Consider the following 14,535-nt stretch of genomic DNA (forward strand, 5'->3'; position numbering starts at 1 on the left):
AGAAAAATTGTAGAGATTAGGCAATACAGTCTGTTAACTCGCACAGGGTAGAAACGGACGATCATCATTCATTACAATTTGCGCTGCCCATGTTTTCGTCCCGTTCGGTCAACACCGCCCAAATTCTGCGCCCGGTTGAGGAAGTTCGCCTCGACGACGCCGTGCGTGTGTCCTTCAACGGCCGCCTCATGTTGCCCGATCACGAAGAATATGATTGCACCGCCACCGAGATGACCGCCGAGAGAGCGCAATTCACCTGCCCGGGTATCGCCCGCAATGGCGATCGCGTCATCGCCTATCTCCAGCATATCGGCCGGATCGAAGGCACGGTGACGTCGCTGACGGCATCCGGTTTCCTCATCGCCATTAATGCGCCCGAGCGCAAACGCGAAAAGCTCGCCGCCCAGCTCGCATGGATCGCCAAGCGTCAGTTGCTGGGCCTGCCGGAAGACCGTCGCCACGACCGCCTGACGCCGCGCAATGCCAGGGCGCAGCTGGTTCTCGAAGACGGCATGCTCGTCGCCTGCCGCCTGATCGACCTGTCGCTCTCGGGCGCAGCAATCGAGATCGAACACCGGCCGCCGCTCGGAAGCCGGGTCCAGCTCGGCAAAAACATGAGCGGCAAGATCGTGCGTCACTTCATGGAAGGCGTCGCCGTTGAATTCGATCGTGTCCAGTCACCCGACGCATTGATCGAGTTTCTTTAAAAAGGCCCCGCACGGCCCGACGCCATTCCTCCGCAAAGCGTGAAGTCAGGCAGCGGACAAGGCTGCAGTCGGTCCATCGCACCGTGATGGGCAGTCGGGACCGGGCGGCTTTTTCAACGCACCTTTACCGCAGCATCGCCTCCTCGTCCCTGCCCGAAAATCCGGTCGGCGTGTGTTCGCGACGCGGATATTCCCGTTCAAAAACAAGTCCGCGGACGCAGTTTGCCGCTTTCGACCTGTCGCCCAAACAACGTCCCGACAGGAACGCTCCCCTTGGTAATTTGCGGCACGACCGGGGCACCGACATAGCCTGCAACACGCCGTCCGAACTTTTTTCGAGAAAAAAGCAGTTTTTTTGAAGTTTTTTTCGGCGCTTTTTCGACGCGTGCCAGCAAGGAACACCTATCCCAAAACGGGAAATCCCCTACATCGCCTGCTTCCGCTACGGCCATGAACATGGATGTGAAAACACCGGTGAACGAAAAATCGCTGTCGATACAGCGGCATAAATGGCTACCAAAAACCTAAAGCCGGAATGCGTAAAATTCTAATAAAATTTGCTTCAAACACGTGTAAAAAACACTTCAAATACAGTTCAAAACATCGGCTAATTTGCTGAAATTTAAGCTCAAATTGCGCCACGCAAATTTCCGCCGGGTCAAAAAATACCTGCGAATGTCTCCTCAACACGGGGAGACAAGCAATGAACAACAACCGTATCGTTTTCATCCTGATCGCGTTCATCGTCGGCGCCTTCGCACAACAGGCCAGCGCATCGCCGGCAGCCGTCATGCGCGTCATCGGCAAGGCCAATCCACCGATCGGTCATTATGAATTCTGCCAGACCTATCAGAGCGAGTGCCAGCCGACTTCGCTGGACAATGGCCCGATGAAGCTGACGGAAGAGCGCTGGAAGACGATGCTTGACGTCAACTACACCGTCAACACCACGATCACGCCGATGACCGACATGGAAATCTACGGCGTCGAAGAACGCTGGGCCTATCCTACCACCGTCGGCGATTGCGAAGATTTCGTATTGTTGAAGCGCAAGATGCTGATGAACAAGGGTTTCTCCGCCTCCAACCTGCTGATCACTGTCGTTCTGCAGCCGAATGGCGAAGGCCATGCCGTCCTGACCGTTCGCACCGACCGTGGCGACTTCGTTCTCGACAACATGCGCAACAAGGTCATGAACTGGTCGGAAACCGAATATACCTATCTGAAGCGTCAGGACACCGCCAACCCGGGTCGCTGGGTGAAAATTCAGGATGGCCGCGCCACCAATGCAGTCGGCGGCATCAACTGACCAACCCGTCTCCCCAAATAAAAAAGCCGGCCACCAAAAGGGGCCGGCTTTTTCATTTTCATCCATCATGCGTCAGAGCAGACCAAGTTCGGCCAGTTCGCGCCTGAGATCGGAAGGCATGTCCTCGCCGCCTCCTCCACCCCCGAGATCGCGCGGCGCCTCGTCATCCTTCAGGTAGCGCCAGCCCTGAAACGGCCGCTTCGGCGCAGGTGAGGTCTCGATCACCTCGGGTCCGAGAACGAGATCGCAGCGTGAAATACCGTCGTCTCCCTTGAAAGAACGGATATCGAGCAGCTTTTGCCGGGCCTGCACCTGCCCCTTGATGACCCAGTAGAGTGAGCCGCCTTCAAGCAGTTCCTCTACCCGTTTGGGGATCATGCGGGTGGTGTGGACGCTGTGCGGCTCAAGGCCCGCAGCCATGGCGGTGAGCGAGCGCTGCGCGACCCAATCCCTCAGGTCCTGGAGTGAATCCGCGCCGACGCAAAGTTTGATGAGATGTAGAGGCATGTCTCTATCAATGCCTTTTTGCGGCGGGCGTCAAGCATGCCGGACATGCCGGGCGCCCAGCCCGCTCAACACTCCACAACGTTGACGGCAAGGCCGCCGGTTGAGGTTTCCTTGTATTTCTCGCTCATGTCGTTGCCGGTCTGGCGCATGGTTTCGATACAGGCATCCAGCGGCACGAAGTGCTGACCGTCGCCTTTCAGCGCCAGCGACGCCGCCGTGACCGCCTTGACCGCGCCCAGTGCGTTGCGTTCGATGCAGGGCACCTGCACCAATCCGGCGATCGGGTCGCAGGTCATGCCGAGATGATGTTCGAGCGCGATTTCCGCCGCATTCTCGATCTGCTCGGGCGATCCGCCCATCACCGCCGCGAGACCTGCCGCCGCCATGGCCGCAGCCGATCCCACTTCCCCCTGACAGCCCACCTCCGCGCCGGAAATCGACGCGTTATGCTTGATGATGCCGCCAATCGCTGCCGCCGTGAGGAGAAAGTCCCGCACGTCGTCGACGGTGGCATCCTCATGGAAATGCCGGAAATACCGCACTGTCGCCGGCACCACGCCCGCAGCGCCATTGGTGGGCGCGGTGACGACACGGCCGCCGGCAGCGTTCTCTTCGTTCACGGCCATGGCATAGACGCTCAACCAGTCATTCGCCATGACGGGATTCAACCGGTTGCTACGCCATTCCGCATTCAGTTTTTCATAGATCGAACGGGCACGGCGACGCACCTTGAGGCCGCCGGGCATGATGCCGTCCACCTTCAGCCCGCGCTCGATACATCCGTTCATCGCATCCCAAATCTGGTCCAGCCGTTCATTCAGCTCTTCGCGCGAAACAACCGTCTCCTCGTTCGCCCGTTTCATCTGGGCGATGGTGCGGCCGGACCGCGCGGCCATTTCCAGCATTTCCTTCGCCGTGGCGAAAGGATAGGGCACGCGCGGGCCGTTATCGATGGTCTTGCCGCGCTGCTTGATCGCCTCCAGTTCCGTGTCGGTGACGACAAAGCCACCGCCGACGGAATAATAGATGCGCTTGACCAGCAGCCTGCCCTGGTTATCGAAAGCGGAGAAGGTCATGCCGTTCGCATGGCCCGGCAGCGGGTTCTTCTTGTCGAAGACGAGATCTTCGGCCGTCCTGAACTCGTAGGTCGGATGGCCGGGCGGCGTAACCGTACCGGCCTTCTCCACCGCCTCTATGATGGCGTCCATCGCGTCGGGATCGACAAGGTCCGGCCGCTCGCCGGTCAGGCCGAGAATGACTGCCCGGCCGGTGCCATGACCAATGCCGGTGAAGGCGAGAGACCCGTGCAGGCTGACCTTCATGCGCGCAACGGCGGCACCGGCGGGGCGCGGCCACTCGTCGCTGAGGATCAGCGCCAGAAAGCGGTTGGCCGCCGTCATCGGTCCCATCGTATGCGAACTGGAAGGACCGATACCGATCTTGAAGACGTCAAAGACCGAAAGAAACATTGAGTTTTTCCTGCGTAATGGATTCCGTCACATCATATCCAAAGCTGGAACTTATCGCCACAAAAGAGCGGCACCGGCTTTTGCAGCTGCGACATGGGCCTACCGCAAACGAAAACAGCACGGTTTCCAGAGGAAAACCGCGCCGTTTCAAAACCCGTCAATCAGGAGAGATGCTTATGGGCTGCCAAAAATGTACGTCAATGCGAGAAAAGCGGCAAAGCCTGCGAGTGCGCGCAACGTGACGCCCCAGCAGGATTTCTGAGCGGTTTCTTCCATGATTACTCCAGCTATTCACTCTCCGGGCGATCTTCAAGACCCGGCCCGTGGAGGAAGCATTTATTAAAATCCGGCGCGGAAGGCAAATGCAAAAAGCGGCTAAATGAAGGCGTTTTCGACGGGCTGCCATTCGCGCCTTGCATAGGTATGTTAAAAAACAAAGCGTTAGCGCGACCCTGAAACCAGTGCCATTTCTGGCCTCGCCGCAATTTAGGCTAAAGTGTAACCGTTTTTTAAAGGTTTCATACAAACACCTGTTGAAAACGGCGGACGCGGGCACGTTGCGGTCGCAATTCTTCCGCTGAAACCCATCTTGAATGGCTGCGACCGCTGCTTTATCGACCATGGTCAAACAGCAACGATGCGAGTCCCACATGCAGACATCCTCTTTCCCCGACCGTGAAACTGTTGCTTCGAAACTGACCTCGCTTGCGAGTGAGGATAAGGCCTGGGTGTCGTTGCTGATGGAGAACGCGCTGCAGGACGAGAACCTGCTGGCAGGCCTTAACCTTTATCTCGACCAGCAGGCCGGCGCCCGTTTCCTTAATAGCCTGAAGCTTGAAGCCACCGGTGAATGGCTGGGTGGCCACGCCCCTGCCCGTCTGCAAATCCGCTTCGCGGAAATTGCGAAGGCAAGCCAGCATCCTGCTTATCTCGCCTTCCGCAAGGGGCTGACGGCTTCCGCCGGCCTTGAAAAAGCCTATCCCAAGGCGCCGATCTGACCCGCTCGACTAATCCGGCACCCTGTCGACCACGGCGATGATCGGCCCCATGGGGAACAATGAATCTCGCCTCTTCATCTCGGGAATATCGACGCTGGAAATGGTGCCGTCGAGATAGAGCGCATTCGGTGAATCCAGCACATCCCTGAACAGGGTGGCGAAATCGTAAAAGCGCACGGTATTGTCCGAAATGGCAAAATGTACCGTGCCATCGCGAGAGACTCCGACGCCGTTGCGGCGCTTCAAGCTGTCGCTGTCGGGCAGAAAACGCGGATGCAGTCCGCCGTCGATAACAAGCATCGGCCCGGACTGGGTGGCAAAATCGGGCTTCGGGTCGGCCGCCAGATAGGCTTCGGTCGCCAGCACGCCCGCCCTGTGATCCTTCAGGTAAAACACGCCATTCGGAAGAAGATGGAAATTGCCCCAGCCACCGCGGGTGCTGAGTGGCGAACGTTCCACGCCGTTTTCGATAAACAGCCCGACCGGGGAATAATCGGAATGATACATGCCGCCATTCATGGCGAAGACACTGAACATGTGCTGACGCCAGAGCGCGGAGGATAGATCGGCGAAAGAACGATATCCCTGTCCTGAGACATGGTCGCGGTCGTAAATCCGGATGGTGCTTTTCGCCGGATCGAAACTGCAGACGGTATAGCGGCCGCCCGCATGATCCACGATTCTGCAGAAATCCACCTGCCCGCCCGCTTCGGCCGAAAATGGCAGCAGCAACGGCAACAGCAGCTTCGCCAGTCTTTTCATCGATCTGTTCATGCCCACCCCGTGATTCTCTTCAGGGGAACATTCGCAGGGAAATTCGGTCAAAGAAAAGGCGTCACCCTGGCTTCAGGGAGACGCCGGACTTTCAGAAGGGGAGATGTCGTCAGCGACGGGCGGCGCGGTCGACGCTACGGCCGGCATCCTGGGTCGCATCCACGGCGTTCGCCGTATCCCGGCCCATGCCGCGAATGGTGTTGCCGCAGGAACTGAGCGTCACGACGGTCAGCAGAGCCACGAAAACGGTCGAAAGAATGCGTGTGATCATTTGAAACTACTCCCCTATGACTTGCCGTCCGAGGCAAGCGCCGATGTGATATGCGTCACAATAACGTGAGTCCCAAAATTCGGTTCCAGCGGCGTTTCAAAAAATCCTGTCGATGAAAATTAACATGGTTTTGAGCTTCGCGAGGGAAACTGCGCGTGGATCGTGGCTTGAGAAATCCAGTGGGTGACATGACTGACATCAATAATCGGCTTCTGGTGATGACGGCGGGCGGCGTGAACCCTAACGTCATGATCAATGCGCTGGCAGCGCGATTTCCCGACATCCATGTGTTCATGGAACAGCCCGAAAGCAAATCGGCCATCCTCAAGCGCCGGGCAAGACGCCTCGGCTGGATTGTCGCAGTGGGCCAGCTGGCGACGATGGTCGCATCGCGGCTCGGCAAACGCTTCACGGTACGAAGAAGCAAAGAGATCATTGCGGAGCATGGTCTCCTGCCTGATCTGGGCGGCACCATTCCGGTCACGCATTTCGCCTCGCTGAACGATGAAGAATGTCGCAAGGCCGCCAATCTCCTGAAACCGGCTGTCATCTTCACCATTTCCTGCCGTCTGCTGACGCCGGCGACGCTCAGGGACCTGCACTGCCCCATCATCAATTTTCACGCCGGCATCAACCCGGCCTATCGCGGCCAGATGGGTGGATACTGGGCGCTGGTGGAAAAGGACCGGGGCAATTTCGGCGCAACCGTGCATCTCGTTGACAAGGGTGTGGATACCGGCGCCACACTTTACGAAAAACGGCTGAAACCCTCACCGTCCGACACCATCGCCACCTATCCCCTTCTCTTGACAGCAGCCTCGGTCGATATCGCCATCAATGCCATCGAAGACGCCTTGTCCGGCAGCCTTGCGCCGCAGCCGCCCTCGCCCGGAAAGTCGGTGCTCCGCTTTCCACCAACAATCTGGACATGGCTCTGGAACGGTCTGACGAAACGGGTCTGGTAGCGCCGCCGGCACCGCGCTCGGCTCAAGCTTCGTCGCAGATGCAGGGCTGTCTTGCCGCAACAGGCACAGACTTGGCCTCAAAAACGGTGCATGATAATCAAAAGGATCATGCACACATTGCCCGATATCTCCGCCACTTCCGTCATCCCCGCCTCCATCGAGGCCTCACCCGCGCAGGTGCTTGGCCCGGCAAGTCTTGCCGGTCTTTTTCCGCAGGGCGTGCGCGTTTATCTGACAGATACCGGAGCCGCCTCGCAGGTGAAGCTGGTCGATGCCGCAAAGCATCTGCGTGATCTCGGTTATGAGCCCGTTCCGCACCTTGCGGCGCGCCGTATCGCCTCTCGCATCGATTTCGAGGAACAGGTGAAGCGGCTTGCCGGCGACGCCGGCGTGACCGACGTGCTGGCGGTCGGCGGTGGCGTCGAGAAGCCAGAGGGCCCGTTCACGTCTACCATCGACATGCTTTCCACGGGCATTTTCGACCGTTGCGGCATCAGGCATATCGCAATTGCCGGTCATCCGGAAGGCAGCCCCGATTTCAACGACGAAACGGCGACGGCCGCGCTGCGGCTGAAACGCGATTTTGGCGAAAGAACCGACGCCGCCATGCGCATCGTCACCCAGTTCGGTTTTGATTCCGCCCGCTTCATCGCCTGGGCAGAAGGGCTTGCCGCATCCGGTATCGATCTGCCGGTGCATATCGGCGTTTCCGGCCCGGCCAAGATCACCACGCTCCTGAAATACGCCGCGCTCTGCGGTGTCGGCAATTCCATTGCCTATCTCAAGAAAAACGCGCTTTCCCTGACCACGCTTGCCAGGGGCCATTCACCGGAAAGCATCGTCGGGCCGATCGAACGGCACTGGCGGGACAATCCGCAAGGACCGATCCGGCAGATCCATGTCTTTCCCTTCGGCGGGCTGCAGGCGTCATCAGACTGGCTGGTCAGTCGTGGCAGCTGGCGGACCGAAAACGCGGATCACGCCGCAGCCACGGGTTCGGTGGCGATCTAAGCGGCGCGTCGACGGCGCATGATGGCCGTGACGCGTTCCTTCGCCTCATGCCGCCTTCGCGACCTCGACGAATGCATTGCGAATGCTTTCCGCCACTGCGAGCACCGGCCGCGACGCCTTGTCGCCCATAATCAGCCGGATATCGAAATAGCCGAGTTCCGGCAGGCCTTCCTTCTCACCCAGAATGACCATGTCGTTCAGCACATAAGATCGTGGCAGCGGCGCGATGGCGAGATCCGCGGCAATCGCCGCACGCTGTGCCATCGTGTGGCCGCTGAGATAGGCCACGCGGAAATTGCGCCCACGTTTTTCCAGCGAATGAATCGCCTCCGAACGCCAGATGCAGCCCTCTTCCCATATCGAGATCGGCAGCGGATCGCGCAGATAGGCCGTGCCGCATTTCGCACCCGCCCAGACGAGCCGTTCGCGCATCAGCACCTCGCCGGTATCCCTCAGCGGATGTGAAGCACAGTTGACGAGGGCGAGATCAAGACGCTGCTCGTCCATCCGCTTATAGAGATTGGAGCTGGCATCGATTGTGACGTCGATCATGATGCCGGGGAAAGCCTCGGCGAAACGCTTGAGAATGCCCGGCAGCAGCCCGCGCTCGCCAATATCCTCCGGTGCGCCAAGACGCACCACACCGGACAATTCGGGCATGACGAAACGCGACACGGCCTCGTTGGACAAGGCAATCATGCGGCGCGCATAAGTCAGAAGCGTCTCCCCATGCGCCGTCAATGTCACCGAACGCGCATCGCGCAGGAACAGCGTCGTTTTCAGCTGCTCTTCTAGCTTCTTGATCTGCATCGAAACGGCCGATGGTGTTCTGAACACGACTTCGGCGGCGGTCGAGAAGTTTCCCGTTTCCGCAATGGCGACGAAGGTCCTCAATATGTCGTTATCCAGCAACGGCAGCGGTTGGCGGAAAGTCACGGTCATGGCACGCACCTTCAAATATTTTGATTTATAGATGGATATCATTTCGTTTGATTGAATGTCAACAACGGCGCACCATCCTCACATCAATCGTGGTTCAGGAAAGGATGAAGACATGACCATGATACATTACCTGCCCGCGGCGAACCGCTCCCCGCATCGCCCGTCATCCGCCGGCTGGCTGCAGCGCCTGTCAGGCAATATCGCCTCCCATTATGCGTCATGGCGCCGTGCGAGGATGCTCCGCGCGCTGGAAGCGCTCCCGCCTGAAACATTGAAGGATATCGGATGGCCCACAACCGACAACTACGGCAGAAGCGTCATTCGCAAATGACCGCCGGCCGATGGCTCGCAGCCTTTCTTACGCCCGCGAGCCATCGCCCTCTGCAGGTAAATGGCGGCCCCCGGGCGTAAATTGGCCTGCCTGTTTTACATGCGACGCGACGCCCTTTAAAAAGGCTTGTCGCAAAATTTGCATATTTCAAAAGCTATTTTTTGACAGCCCCGATTCCACGGCGTATTTTTCGTTAAAGATGTCGCATACAGGACATCCAGAAGACCAATTCCAAGGGAGGAATTGCGTATTCGCAACGGAGCACGGGCAAATGAGCAGAAACTCCCAGAAGAAGCGCTCAATCGTCTTTTTTCTCATTCCGCAATTTACCATGCTGCCCTTCGCCGCAGCGGTTGAAACGCTTCGCATCGCCAACCGAATGTTGGGCTACCAGGCCTATGAATGGCGCATCGCCTCGCTCGATGGCCAGAAGGTCATGTCATCGAGCGGCATCTGTCTTGAGGCCGATACCTGTCTTGCAGATGAGCGGCGTTATGTCAGCGGCGAAAACCGCCCGGAAATGGCAATCATCTGTTCGGGCATCGATGTGGATCAACACATCAACAAATCGGTCAACGCCTGGCTGCGCGAAGCCTATAATCGTGGTATCGCCATCGGCAGCCTTTGTACCGCCGCCCATATCCTTGCGCAGGCTGGCCTCCTCAACGGCAAACGTTGCGCGATCCACTGGGAAAACCTGCCCGGCTTTTCCGAAGCCTTCCCGCAGGTGGAAGTCTACGCAGATCTCTTCGAAGTCGACAGCAACATCTATACCTGCGCTGGCGGCACGGCCTCGCTCGACATGATGCTGAGCCTGATCGGCCAGGATTTCGGCGAGAACCTCGTCAACCGCGTCTGCGAACAGCAATTGACCGACCGCGTGCGCAGCCCCAACGACCGTCAGCGCCTGCCGCTGCGCGCCCGCCTTGGCGTGCAGAACAGCAAGGTTCTGTCGATCATCGAATTGATGGAAGGCAATCTTGCCGAGCCGCTGTCGCTGCTCGATATCGCCGACGCCGCCGATCTGTCGCGCCGGCAGGTGGAACGCCTCTTCCGCCAGGAAATGGGCCGCTCGCCCGCCCGCTATTACCTTGAAATCCGCCTTGACCGCGCCCGTCACCTGCTGGTGCAATCGGCCATGCCGGTGGTGGAAGTCGCCGTCGCCTGCGGGTTCGTGTCAGCGTCGCATTTCTCGAAGTGTTATCGCGAAATCTACAATCGCACCCCGCAGCAGGAGCGCGCCGAGCGCAAGCTGCTGATCAGTGCTTCGCGCATGGCAATGGCGAGCCAGGCAGGCAAGGCCGCCCATTGAAGGCGGAGTTGAAGGTCCCGAGCGCGACAGGACTTGTCTCAGAGCAAAAACCTGTCCTCCGTCATGCCGGACTAGATCCGGCATCCAGCCACCGCGCGTCTGCGCCGTGAGAAGAGTATTTCGCGATCAAGGACCTGATCGCGCTGGAGCCCGTATCCAGTCCGGGGTGACGAAGTGCGGATGATGGAACTGTGGTAAGAGCGCAGGTTCAGCGAGCAGCCAGCAAATCAGACCAATTCACCCAAACGGCCGAACCGCATGGGCGAGGTCCTCCGCCGTCATGCCGGCGCCCGCTCTGTCGCCCGCCTCGCCATGCAGCCAGACCCCGGCTGCAGCCGCTTCGAAGGCAGGTGCGCCCTGCGCCAATAGCGCGCCGATGATACCGGCCAGAACGTCACCCGATCCCGCCGTCGCAAGGCTCGCCGGGGCGTTCGTATTGACCAGCGCCCGGCCATCGGGCGAAGCGATCACCGTGTCCGCACCCTTATAGACCAGAACCGCGCCGCTGCGCGCCGCAGCGACCTGCGCCTTCTCGATCTTGCTCAGCCTCCCATCGGCCGCCAGATCGGCAAACAGCCGGGCGAACTCGCCCTCATGCGGTGTCAGCACGAATTTGCCCGCACCGGAAGTGATACGCTCGAACAGGACATCCGTATCATCCCTGAAGGCCGTGATCGCATCGGCATCCAGCACCACCGACTTGTCGCCAAGCAGCGACACGAAGTGCCGCGCCTTTTCGAGATCGCCGAAGCCCGGGCCGAGAACGAAGGCGCCGTGACGCTCATCGTCAAGCCACACGCGTAGATCGTCGGCATTGTCCATCGGAACGTTCATCACGGCCGTCAATGTGACAGACAGCACGTCGAGCGCCGCTTTCGGCGCTGCGACAGTAACGATCCCCGCCCCCGCCTTCAGCGCTGAAAGCGCGGTCATGCGGCTAGCACCCGTCGCATGGGCGGGGCCCGAGAAGACCGTCAGGTGCCCCCTGCGGAATTTATGGGTCTCCCTACCGGCGCGCGGCAAGGCATCCCGCCAGACAAACGGATTATTTTCCGCCACCGATCCCTTATGAGCATCGAGGATACGCAACGGTATGCCGATATCAAAAACCTCCAGCGCTCCGCAAAGCTCCCGCCCCGGCATCAGTAGATGACCCGGCTTGCGCGCCATGAAGGTGATCGTGCGCTCCGCCCTGAACGATGCGCCAAGCGCCACGCCACGCCGGCCGCAAAGCCCCGAGGGCAGATCCACGGCAAGAATCGGCACCTTCGCCTGCATGACCGCCTCGATCAGCCGGACTAGCTCCGGCGGAACATCGCGGGACAGCCCGGCTCCGAACACGGCGTCGATCACCACGTCGCCGGAAAGAGGCGTATAGGCATCGAGCGGCAGCGGCGTCACGCCGCTCCGCTCCAAGGCCACGCGTGCATCCCCACTAAGAAGGCCGATATCGCCGAGGTGATGGACCTCGACTTTAGCGCCGCTTTGCGCCAGCGCCCGCGCCGCGACATAACCGTCACCGCCGTTATTCCCGCTGCCGCACAGGACGACGAAGCGCAGCGCCTGCGGGTAATGCCGAAGCGCCGAAGCAGCCACCGCCTGCCCCGCACGCTCCATCAAATCGTAAAGCGGGATGCCGGATTGGCCGGCTGCCGCATCGATGCGCGCCATCACAGCCGGGTCGAGAAGGAGGAACTCGGAAATGGAGGTCATGCCCCATCATTCCTTCAAAACGCAGGAAAGGCAATCGATACAAAAATAAGCAAAATTCGGAGACCAAAAAATACTCAAATGCATATAATATGTGCAATAGCTCAACCCGCGACCACAGCATAATCGAATTTTAAAAATTTCTAATATTAAAGAAAACCGCAGAAATGCTGATGGATTTTTCGGATTCTAGTGACGAATTGCCGGTAGAACCGCGAAAAGCGAATGCATTTTGTGCGGGAAAGGCCGCGGGGCGAAGTTTTTTCTTCAAGCCCGCTTCCGATCTGGCACAATACGTGCATTCTTGTGGCAGAGCGGGAGTTACCTGCTTTAACGGGAGAAGCGGAGAGATATTTTCTCATGAAAAAGATCGAAGCGATCATTAAGCCTTTCAAGCTCGACGAAGTGAAGGAAGCCCTTCAGGAAGTCGGACTTCAGGGAATCACGGTCACGGAAGCAAAAGGCTTTGGTCGTCAGAAAGGCCACACGGAACTCTACCGCGGTGCAGAGTACGTCGTGGACTTTTTGCCGAAAGTGAAAGTCGAAGTCGTATTGGCGGATGAGAATGCGGAAGCCGTCATCGAGGCGATCCGCAATGCGGCGCAGACCGGACGCATCGGCGACGGAAAGATTTTCGTTTCCAATGTCGAGGAAGTCATCCGCATCCGTACCGGTGAAACAGGCGTGGACGCCATATAATTAAAAAAGTCCCGAGCCGGGGAGGCTTGGGTTTTCACCTCGTCATCATCACACTCAAGGAAAAGTTTAAATGACGACCGCAAACGATATCTTGAAGCAGATCAAGGATAACGACATCAAGTTCGTGGACCTGCGCTTTACCGACCCCAAGGGCAAGCTGCAGCACGTCACCATGGACGTGGTATGCGTCGACGAAGACATGTTCGCCGATGGCGTCATGTTCGACGGCTCCTCGATCGCCGGCTGGAAGGCCATCAACGAGTCCGACATGGTGCTGATGCCAGATCCGGCCACCGCCCATGTCGACCCGTTCTTCGCCCAGTCCACCCTGGTCGTCCTTTGCGATATTCTCGACCCGGTCTCGGGCGAAGCCTATAACCGCGACCCGCGCGGCACCGCCAAGAAGGCCGAAGCCTACCTCAAGGCATCAGGTATCGGCGACACGGTTTTCGTCGGTCCCGAGCCTGAATTCTTCGTCTTCGACGACGTGAAATACAAGGCAGACCCCTACAACACTGGCTTCAAGCTCGATTCGTCCGAACTGCCGTCCAATGACGACACCGACTACGAGACCGGCAACCTCGGCCACCGTCCGCGCGTCAAGGGCGGTTATTTCCCGGTTCCGCCGATCGACAGCCTGCAGGACATGCGCTCCGAAATGCTGACGGTTCTCGCCGAAATGGGCGTCGTCGTTGAAAAGCATCACCACGAAGTGGCTGCCGCACAGCACGAGCTGGGCGTGAAGTTCGACACGCTGGTCTCCAGCGCCGACAAGATGCAGATCTACAAGTACGTTGTGCACCAGGTCGCCAATGCCTATGGCAAGACGGCAACCTTCATGCCGAAGCCGATCTTCGGCGACAACGGCTCGGGCATGCACGTTCACCAGTCGATCTGGAAGGGCGGCAAGCCGACCTTCGCAGGCGATGAATATGCCGGTCTTTCCGAAACCTGCCTGTACTACATCGGCGGCATCATCAAGCATGCCAAGGCGATCAACGCTTTCACCAACCCCACCACCAACTCCTACAAGCGTCTGGTGCCGGGTTATGAAGCGCCGGTTCTGCTCGCCTACTCCGCGCGCAACCGTTCCGCCTCCTGCCGTATCCCCTTCGGCTCCAACCCGAAGGCAAAGCGCGTCGAAGTCCGCTTCCCGGACCCGACCCAGAACCCCTATCTCGGTTTTGCGGCCATGCTGATGGCCGGCCTCGACGGCATCAAGAACAAGATCCATCCCGGCAAGCCGATGGACAAGGACCTTTACGACCTTCCTGCCAAGGAACTGAAGAAGATCCCGACCGTCTGCGGTTCGCTGCGTGAAGCGCTGGAAAGCCTCGACAAGGACCGCAAGTTCCTGACCGCAGGCGGCGTGTTTGACGACGACCAGATCGATAGCTTCATCGAACTGAAGATGCAGGAAGTCATGCGTTTCGAAATGACCCCTCACCCGGTCGAATTCGACATGTACTACTCGGCCTGATCGGCCCTGCGGGCGCTCCACCGGGGCGCTCCATTCATCGCGGCGGTTTT

General features: G+C 58.9%; 16 protein-coding genes. 9 read left to right on the forward strand and 7 right to left on the reverse strand.

From position 1 onward, the window contains the following. The first annotated feature begins 89 nt into the window (after positions 1 to 89). The gene (locus tag QE453_RS17360; RefSeq protein ID WP_004442270.1) at positions 90 to 707 is read left to right on the forward strand and encodes a PilZ domain-containing protein; all 618 of its coding nucleotides are present in this window, start codon (positions 90 to 92) and stop codon (positions 705 to 707) included. 197 nt (positions 708 to 904) lie between these two features. Here the strand turns inward: QE453_RS17360 and QE453_RS17365 are convergent, their stop codons facing one another. Next, a complete protein-coding gene (locus QE453_RS17365; RefSeq protein WP_309777577.1) occupies positions 905 to 1,102 on the reverse strand; it encodes a hypothetical protein in 198 nt (65 codons plus the stop codon). A gap of 308 nt (positions 1,103 to 1,410) precedes the next feature. On the opposite strand from QE453_RS17365, the gene QE453_RS17370 reads away from it, so the two are divergent. Further along, the gene (locus QE453_RS17370; RefSeq protein ID WP_004442271.1) at positions 1,411 to 2,016 is read left to right on the forward strand and encodes a transglutaminase-like cysteine peptidase; all 606 of its coding nucleotides are present in this window, start codon (positions 1,411 to 1,413) and stop codon (positions 2,014 to 2,016) included. Between the two features lie 72 nt (positions 2,017 to 2,088). Here the strand turns inward: QE453_RS17370 and QE453_RS17375 are convergent, their stop codons facing one another. Next, the gene (locus tag QE453_RS17375; RefSeq protein WP_004442274.1) at positions 2,089 to 2,523 is read right to left on the reverse strand and encodes a DUF1489 family protein; all 435 of its coding nucleotides are present in this window, start codon (positions 2,521 to 2,523) and stop codon (positions 2,089 to 2,091) included. Positions 2,524 to 2,588: 65 nt separating this feature from the next. Next, positions 2,589 to 3,992: an L-serine ammonia-lyase gene (locus QE453_RS17380; RefSeq protein ID WP_004442275.1), complete on the reverse strand. Its 1,404-nt coding sequence runs from the start codon at positions 3,990 to 3,992 to the stop codon at positions 2,589 to 2,591. Positions 3,993 to 4,642: 650 nt separating this feature from the next. Here QE453_RS17380 and QE453_RS17385 point away from each other — a divergent pair. Further along, the gene (locus tag QE453_RS17385; RefSeq protein WP_045533750.1) at positions 4,643 to 4,990 is read left to right on the forward strand and encodes a hypothetical protein; all 348 of its coding nucleotides are present in this window, start codon (positions 4,643 to 4,645) and stop codon (positions 4,988 to 4,990) included. 9 nt (positions 4,991 to 4,999) lie between these two features. Here QE453_RS17385 and QE453_RS17390 read toward each other — a convergent pair whose 3' ends face one another. Both QE453_RS17390 and QE453_RS17395 read right to left on the reverse strand, forming a co-directional pair. Further along, positions 5,000 to 5,752 (reverse strand): phosphodiester glycosidase family protein, encoded by a 753-nt coding sequence (locus QE453_RS17390; RefSeq protein ID WP_404977896.1) that lies wholly within the window; start codon positions 5,750 to 5,752, stop codon positions 5,000 to 5,002. 121 nt (positions 5,753 to 5,873) lie between these two features. Continuing rightward, on the reverse strand, positions 5,874 to 6,035 hold the full coding sequence (locus QE453_RS17395) for an entericidin A/B family lipoprotein (protein WP_004442283.1): 162 nt from the start codon (positions 6,033 to 6,035) through the stop codon (positions 5,874 to 5,876). Positions 6,036 to 6,223: 188 nt separating this feature from the next. Here QE453_RS17395 and QE453_RS17400 point away from each other — a divergent pair, with 188 nt between their 5' ends. Together QE453_RS17400 and QE453_RS17405 are read left to right on the forward strand one after the other, a co-directional pair. After that, positions 6,224 to 7,000, forward strand: coding sequence for a formyl transferase (locus tag QE453_RS17400; RefSeq protein WP_034498985.1), 777 nt, complete (start codon positions 6,224 to 6,226; stop codon positions 6,998 to 7,000). Between the two features lie 90 nt (positions 7,001 to 7,090). Beyond that, positions 7,091 to 8,011 (forward strand): methylenetetrahydrofolate reductase, encoded by a 921-nt coding sequence (locus QE453_RS17405; RefSeq protein WP_034498988.1) that lies wholly within the window; start codon positions 7,091 to 7,093, stop codon positions 8,009 to 8,011. 45 nt (positions 8,012 to 8,056) lie between these two features. On the opposite strand, the gene QE453_RS17410 is transcribed toward QE453_RS17405, so the two are convergent. Continuing rightward, positions 8,057 to 8,995 (reverse strand): LysR family transcriptional regulator, encoded by a 939-nt coding sequence (locus QE453_RS17410; protein ID WP_169692031.1) that lies wholly within the window; start codon positions 8,993 to 8,995, stop codon positions 8,057 to 8,059. A 70-nt stretch (positions 8,996 to 9,065) separates the two neighbouring features. On the opposite strand from QE453_RS17410, the gene QE453_RS17415 reads away from it, so the two are divergent. Then, positions 9,066 to 9,284 carry a DUF1127 domain-containing protein gene (locus QE453_RS17415; protein WP_004442294.1) on the forward strand — a complete coding sequence of 73 codons (219 nt, stop codon included), beginning with the start codon at positions 9,066 to 9,068 and terminating at the stop codon, positions 9,282 to 9,284. Positions 9,285 to 9,555: 271 nt separating this feature from the next. Next, positions 9,556 to 10,596 (forward strand): GlxA family transcriptional regulator, encoded by a 1,041-nt coding sequence (locus QE453_RS17420; RefSeq protein WP_004442297.1) that lies wholly within the window; start codon positions 9,556 to 9,558, stop codon positions 10,594 to 10,596. 237 nt (positions 10,597 to 10,833) lie between these two features. Here the strand turns inward: QE453_RS17420 and QE453_RS17425 are convergent, their stop codons facing one another. Beyond that, positions 10,834 to 12,309, reverse strand: coding sequence for an NAD(P)H-hydrate dehydratase (locus tag QE453_RS17425; RefSeq protein ID WP_142185304.1), 1,476 nt, complete (start codon positions 12,307 to 12,309; stop codon positions 10,834 to 10,836). Positions 12,310 to 12,666: 357 nt separating this feature from the next. On the opposite strand from QE453_RS17425, the gene QE453_RS17430 reads away from it, so the two are divergent. Next, the gene (locus QE453_RS17430) at positions 12,667 to 13,005 is read left to right on the forward strand and encodes a P-II family nitrogen regulator (RefSeq protein ID WP_003515720.1); all 339 of its coding nucleotides are present in this window, start codon (positions 12,667 to 12,669) and stop codon (positions 13,003 to 13,005) included. 70 nt (positions 13,006 to 13,075) lie between these two features. Continuing rightward, positions 13,076 to 14,485, forward strand: coding sequence for a type I glutamate--ammonia ligase (glnA, locus tag QE453_RS17435; RefSeq protein ID WP_004442307.1), 1,410 nt, complete (start codon positions 13,076 to 13,078; stop codon positions 14,483 to 14,485). The last annotated feature ends 50 nt before the right edge of the window (positions 14,486 to 14,535 follow it).

It is taken from the genome of Agrobacterium sp. SORGH_AS_0440, from assembly GCF_031453135.1.
GTDB lineage: Bacteria > Pseudomonadota > Alphaproteobacteria > Rhizobiales > Rhizobiaceae > Agrobacterium > Agrobacterium pusense.

Coding starts and splice junctions, on each gene's coding strand:
- QE453_RS17420 (WP_004442297.1), top strand. CDS start 9,556: ATGAGCAGAAACTCCCAGAAGAAGCGCTCAATCGTCTTTTTTCTCATT.
- QE453_RS17375 (WP_004442274.1), bottom strand. CDS start 2,523: ATGCCTCTACATCTCATCAAACTTTGCGTCGGCGCGGATTCACTCCAG.
- QE453_RS17415 (WP_004442294.1), top strand. CDS start 9,066: ATGACCATGATACATTACCTGCCCGCGGCGAACCGCTCCCCGCATCGC.
- QE453_RS17430 (WP_003515720.1), top strand. CDS start 12,667: ATGAAAAAGATCGAAGCGATCATTAAGCCTTTCAAGCTCGACGAAGTG.
- QE453_RS17360 (WP_004442270.1), top strand. CDS start 90: ATGTTTTCGTCCCGTTCGGTCAACACCGCCCAAATTCTGCGCCCGGTT.
- QE453_RS17370 (WP_004442271.1), top strand. CDS start 1,411: ATGAACAACAACCGTATCGTTTTCATCCTGATCGCGTTCATCGTCGGC.
- glnA (WP_004442307.1), top strand. CDS start 13,076: ATGACGACCGCAAACGATATCTTGAAGCAGATCAAGGATAACGACATC.
- QE453_RS17425 (WP_142185304.1), bottom strand. CDS start 12,309: ATGACCTCCATTTCCGAGTTCCTCCTTCTCGACCCGGCTGTGATGGCG.
- QE453_RS17390 (WP_404977896.1), bottom strand. CDS start 5,752: ATGAAAAGACTGGCGAAGCTGCTGTTGCCGTTGCTGCTGCCATTTTCG.
- QE453_RS17405 (WP_034498988.1), top strand. CDS start 7,091: ATGATAATCAAAAGGATCATGCACACATTGCCCGATATCTCCGCCACT.
- QE453_RS17380 (WP_004442275.1), bottom strand. CDS start 3,992: ATGTTTCTTTCGGTCTTTGACGTCTTCAAGATCGGTATCGGTCCTTCC.
- QE453_RS17400 (WP_034498985.1), top strand. CDS start 6,224: ATGACTGACATCAATAATCGGCTTCTGGTGATGACGGCGGGCGGCGTG.
- QE453_RS17395 (WP_004442283.1), bottom strand. CDS start 6,035: ATGATCACACGCATTCTTTCGACCGTTTTCGTGGCTCTGCTGACCGTC.
- QE453_RS17410 (WP_169692031.1), bottom strand. CDS start 8,995: ATGATATCCATCTATAAATCAAAATATTTGAAGGTGCGTGCCATGACC.
- QE453_RS17385 (WP_045533750.1), top strand. CDS start 4,643: ATGCAGACATCCTCTTTCCCCGACCGTGAAACTGTTGCTTCGAAACTG.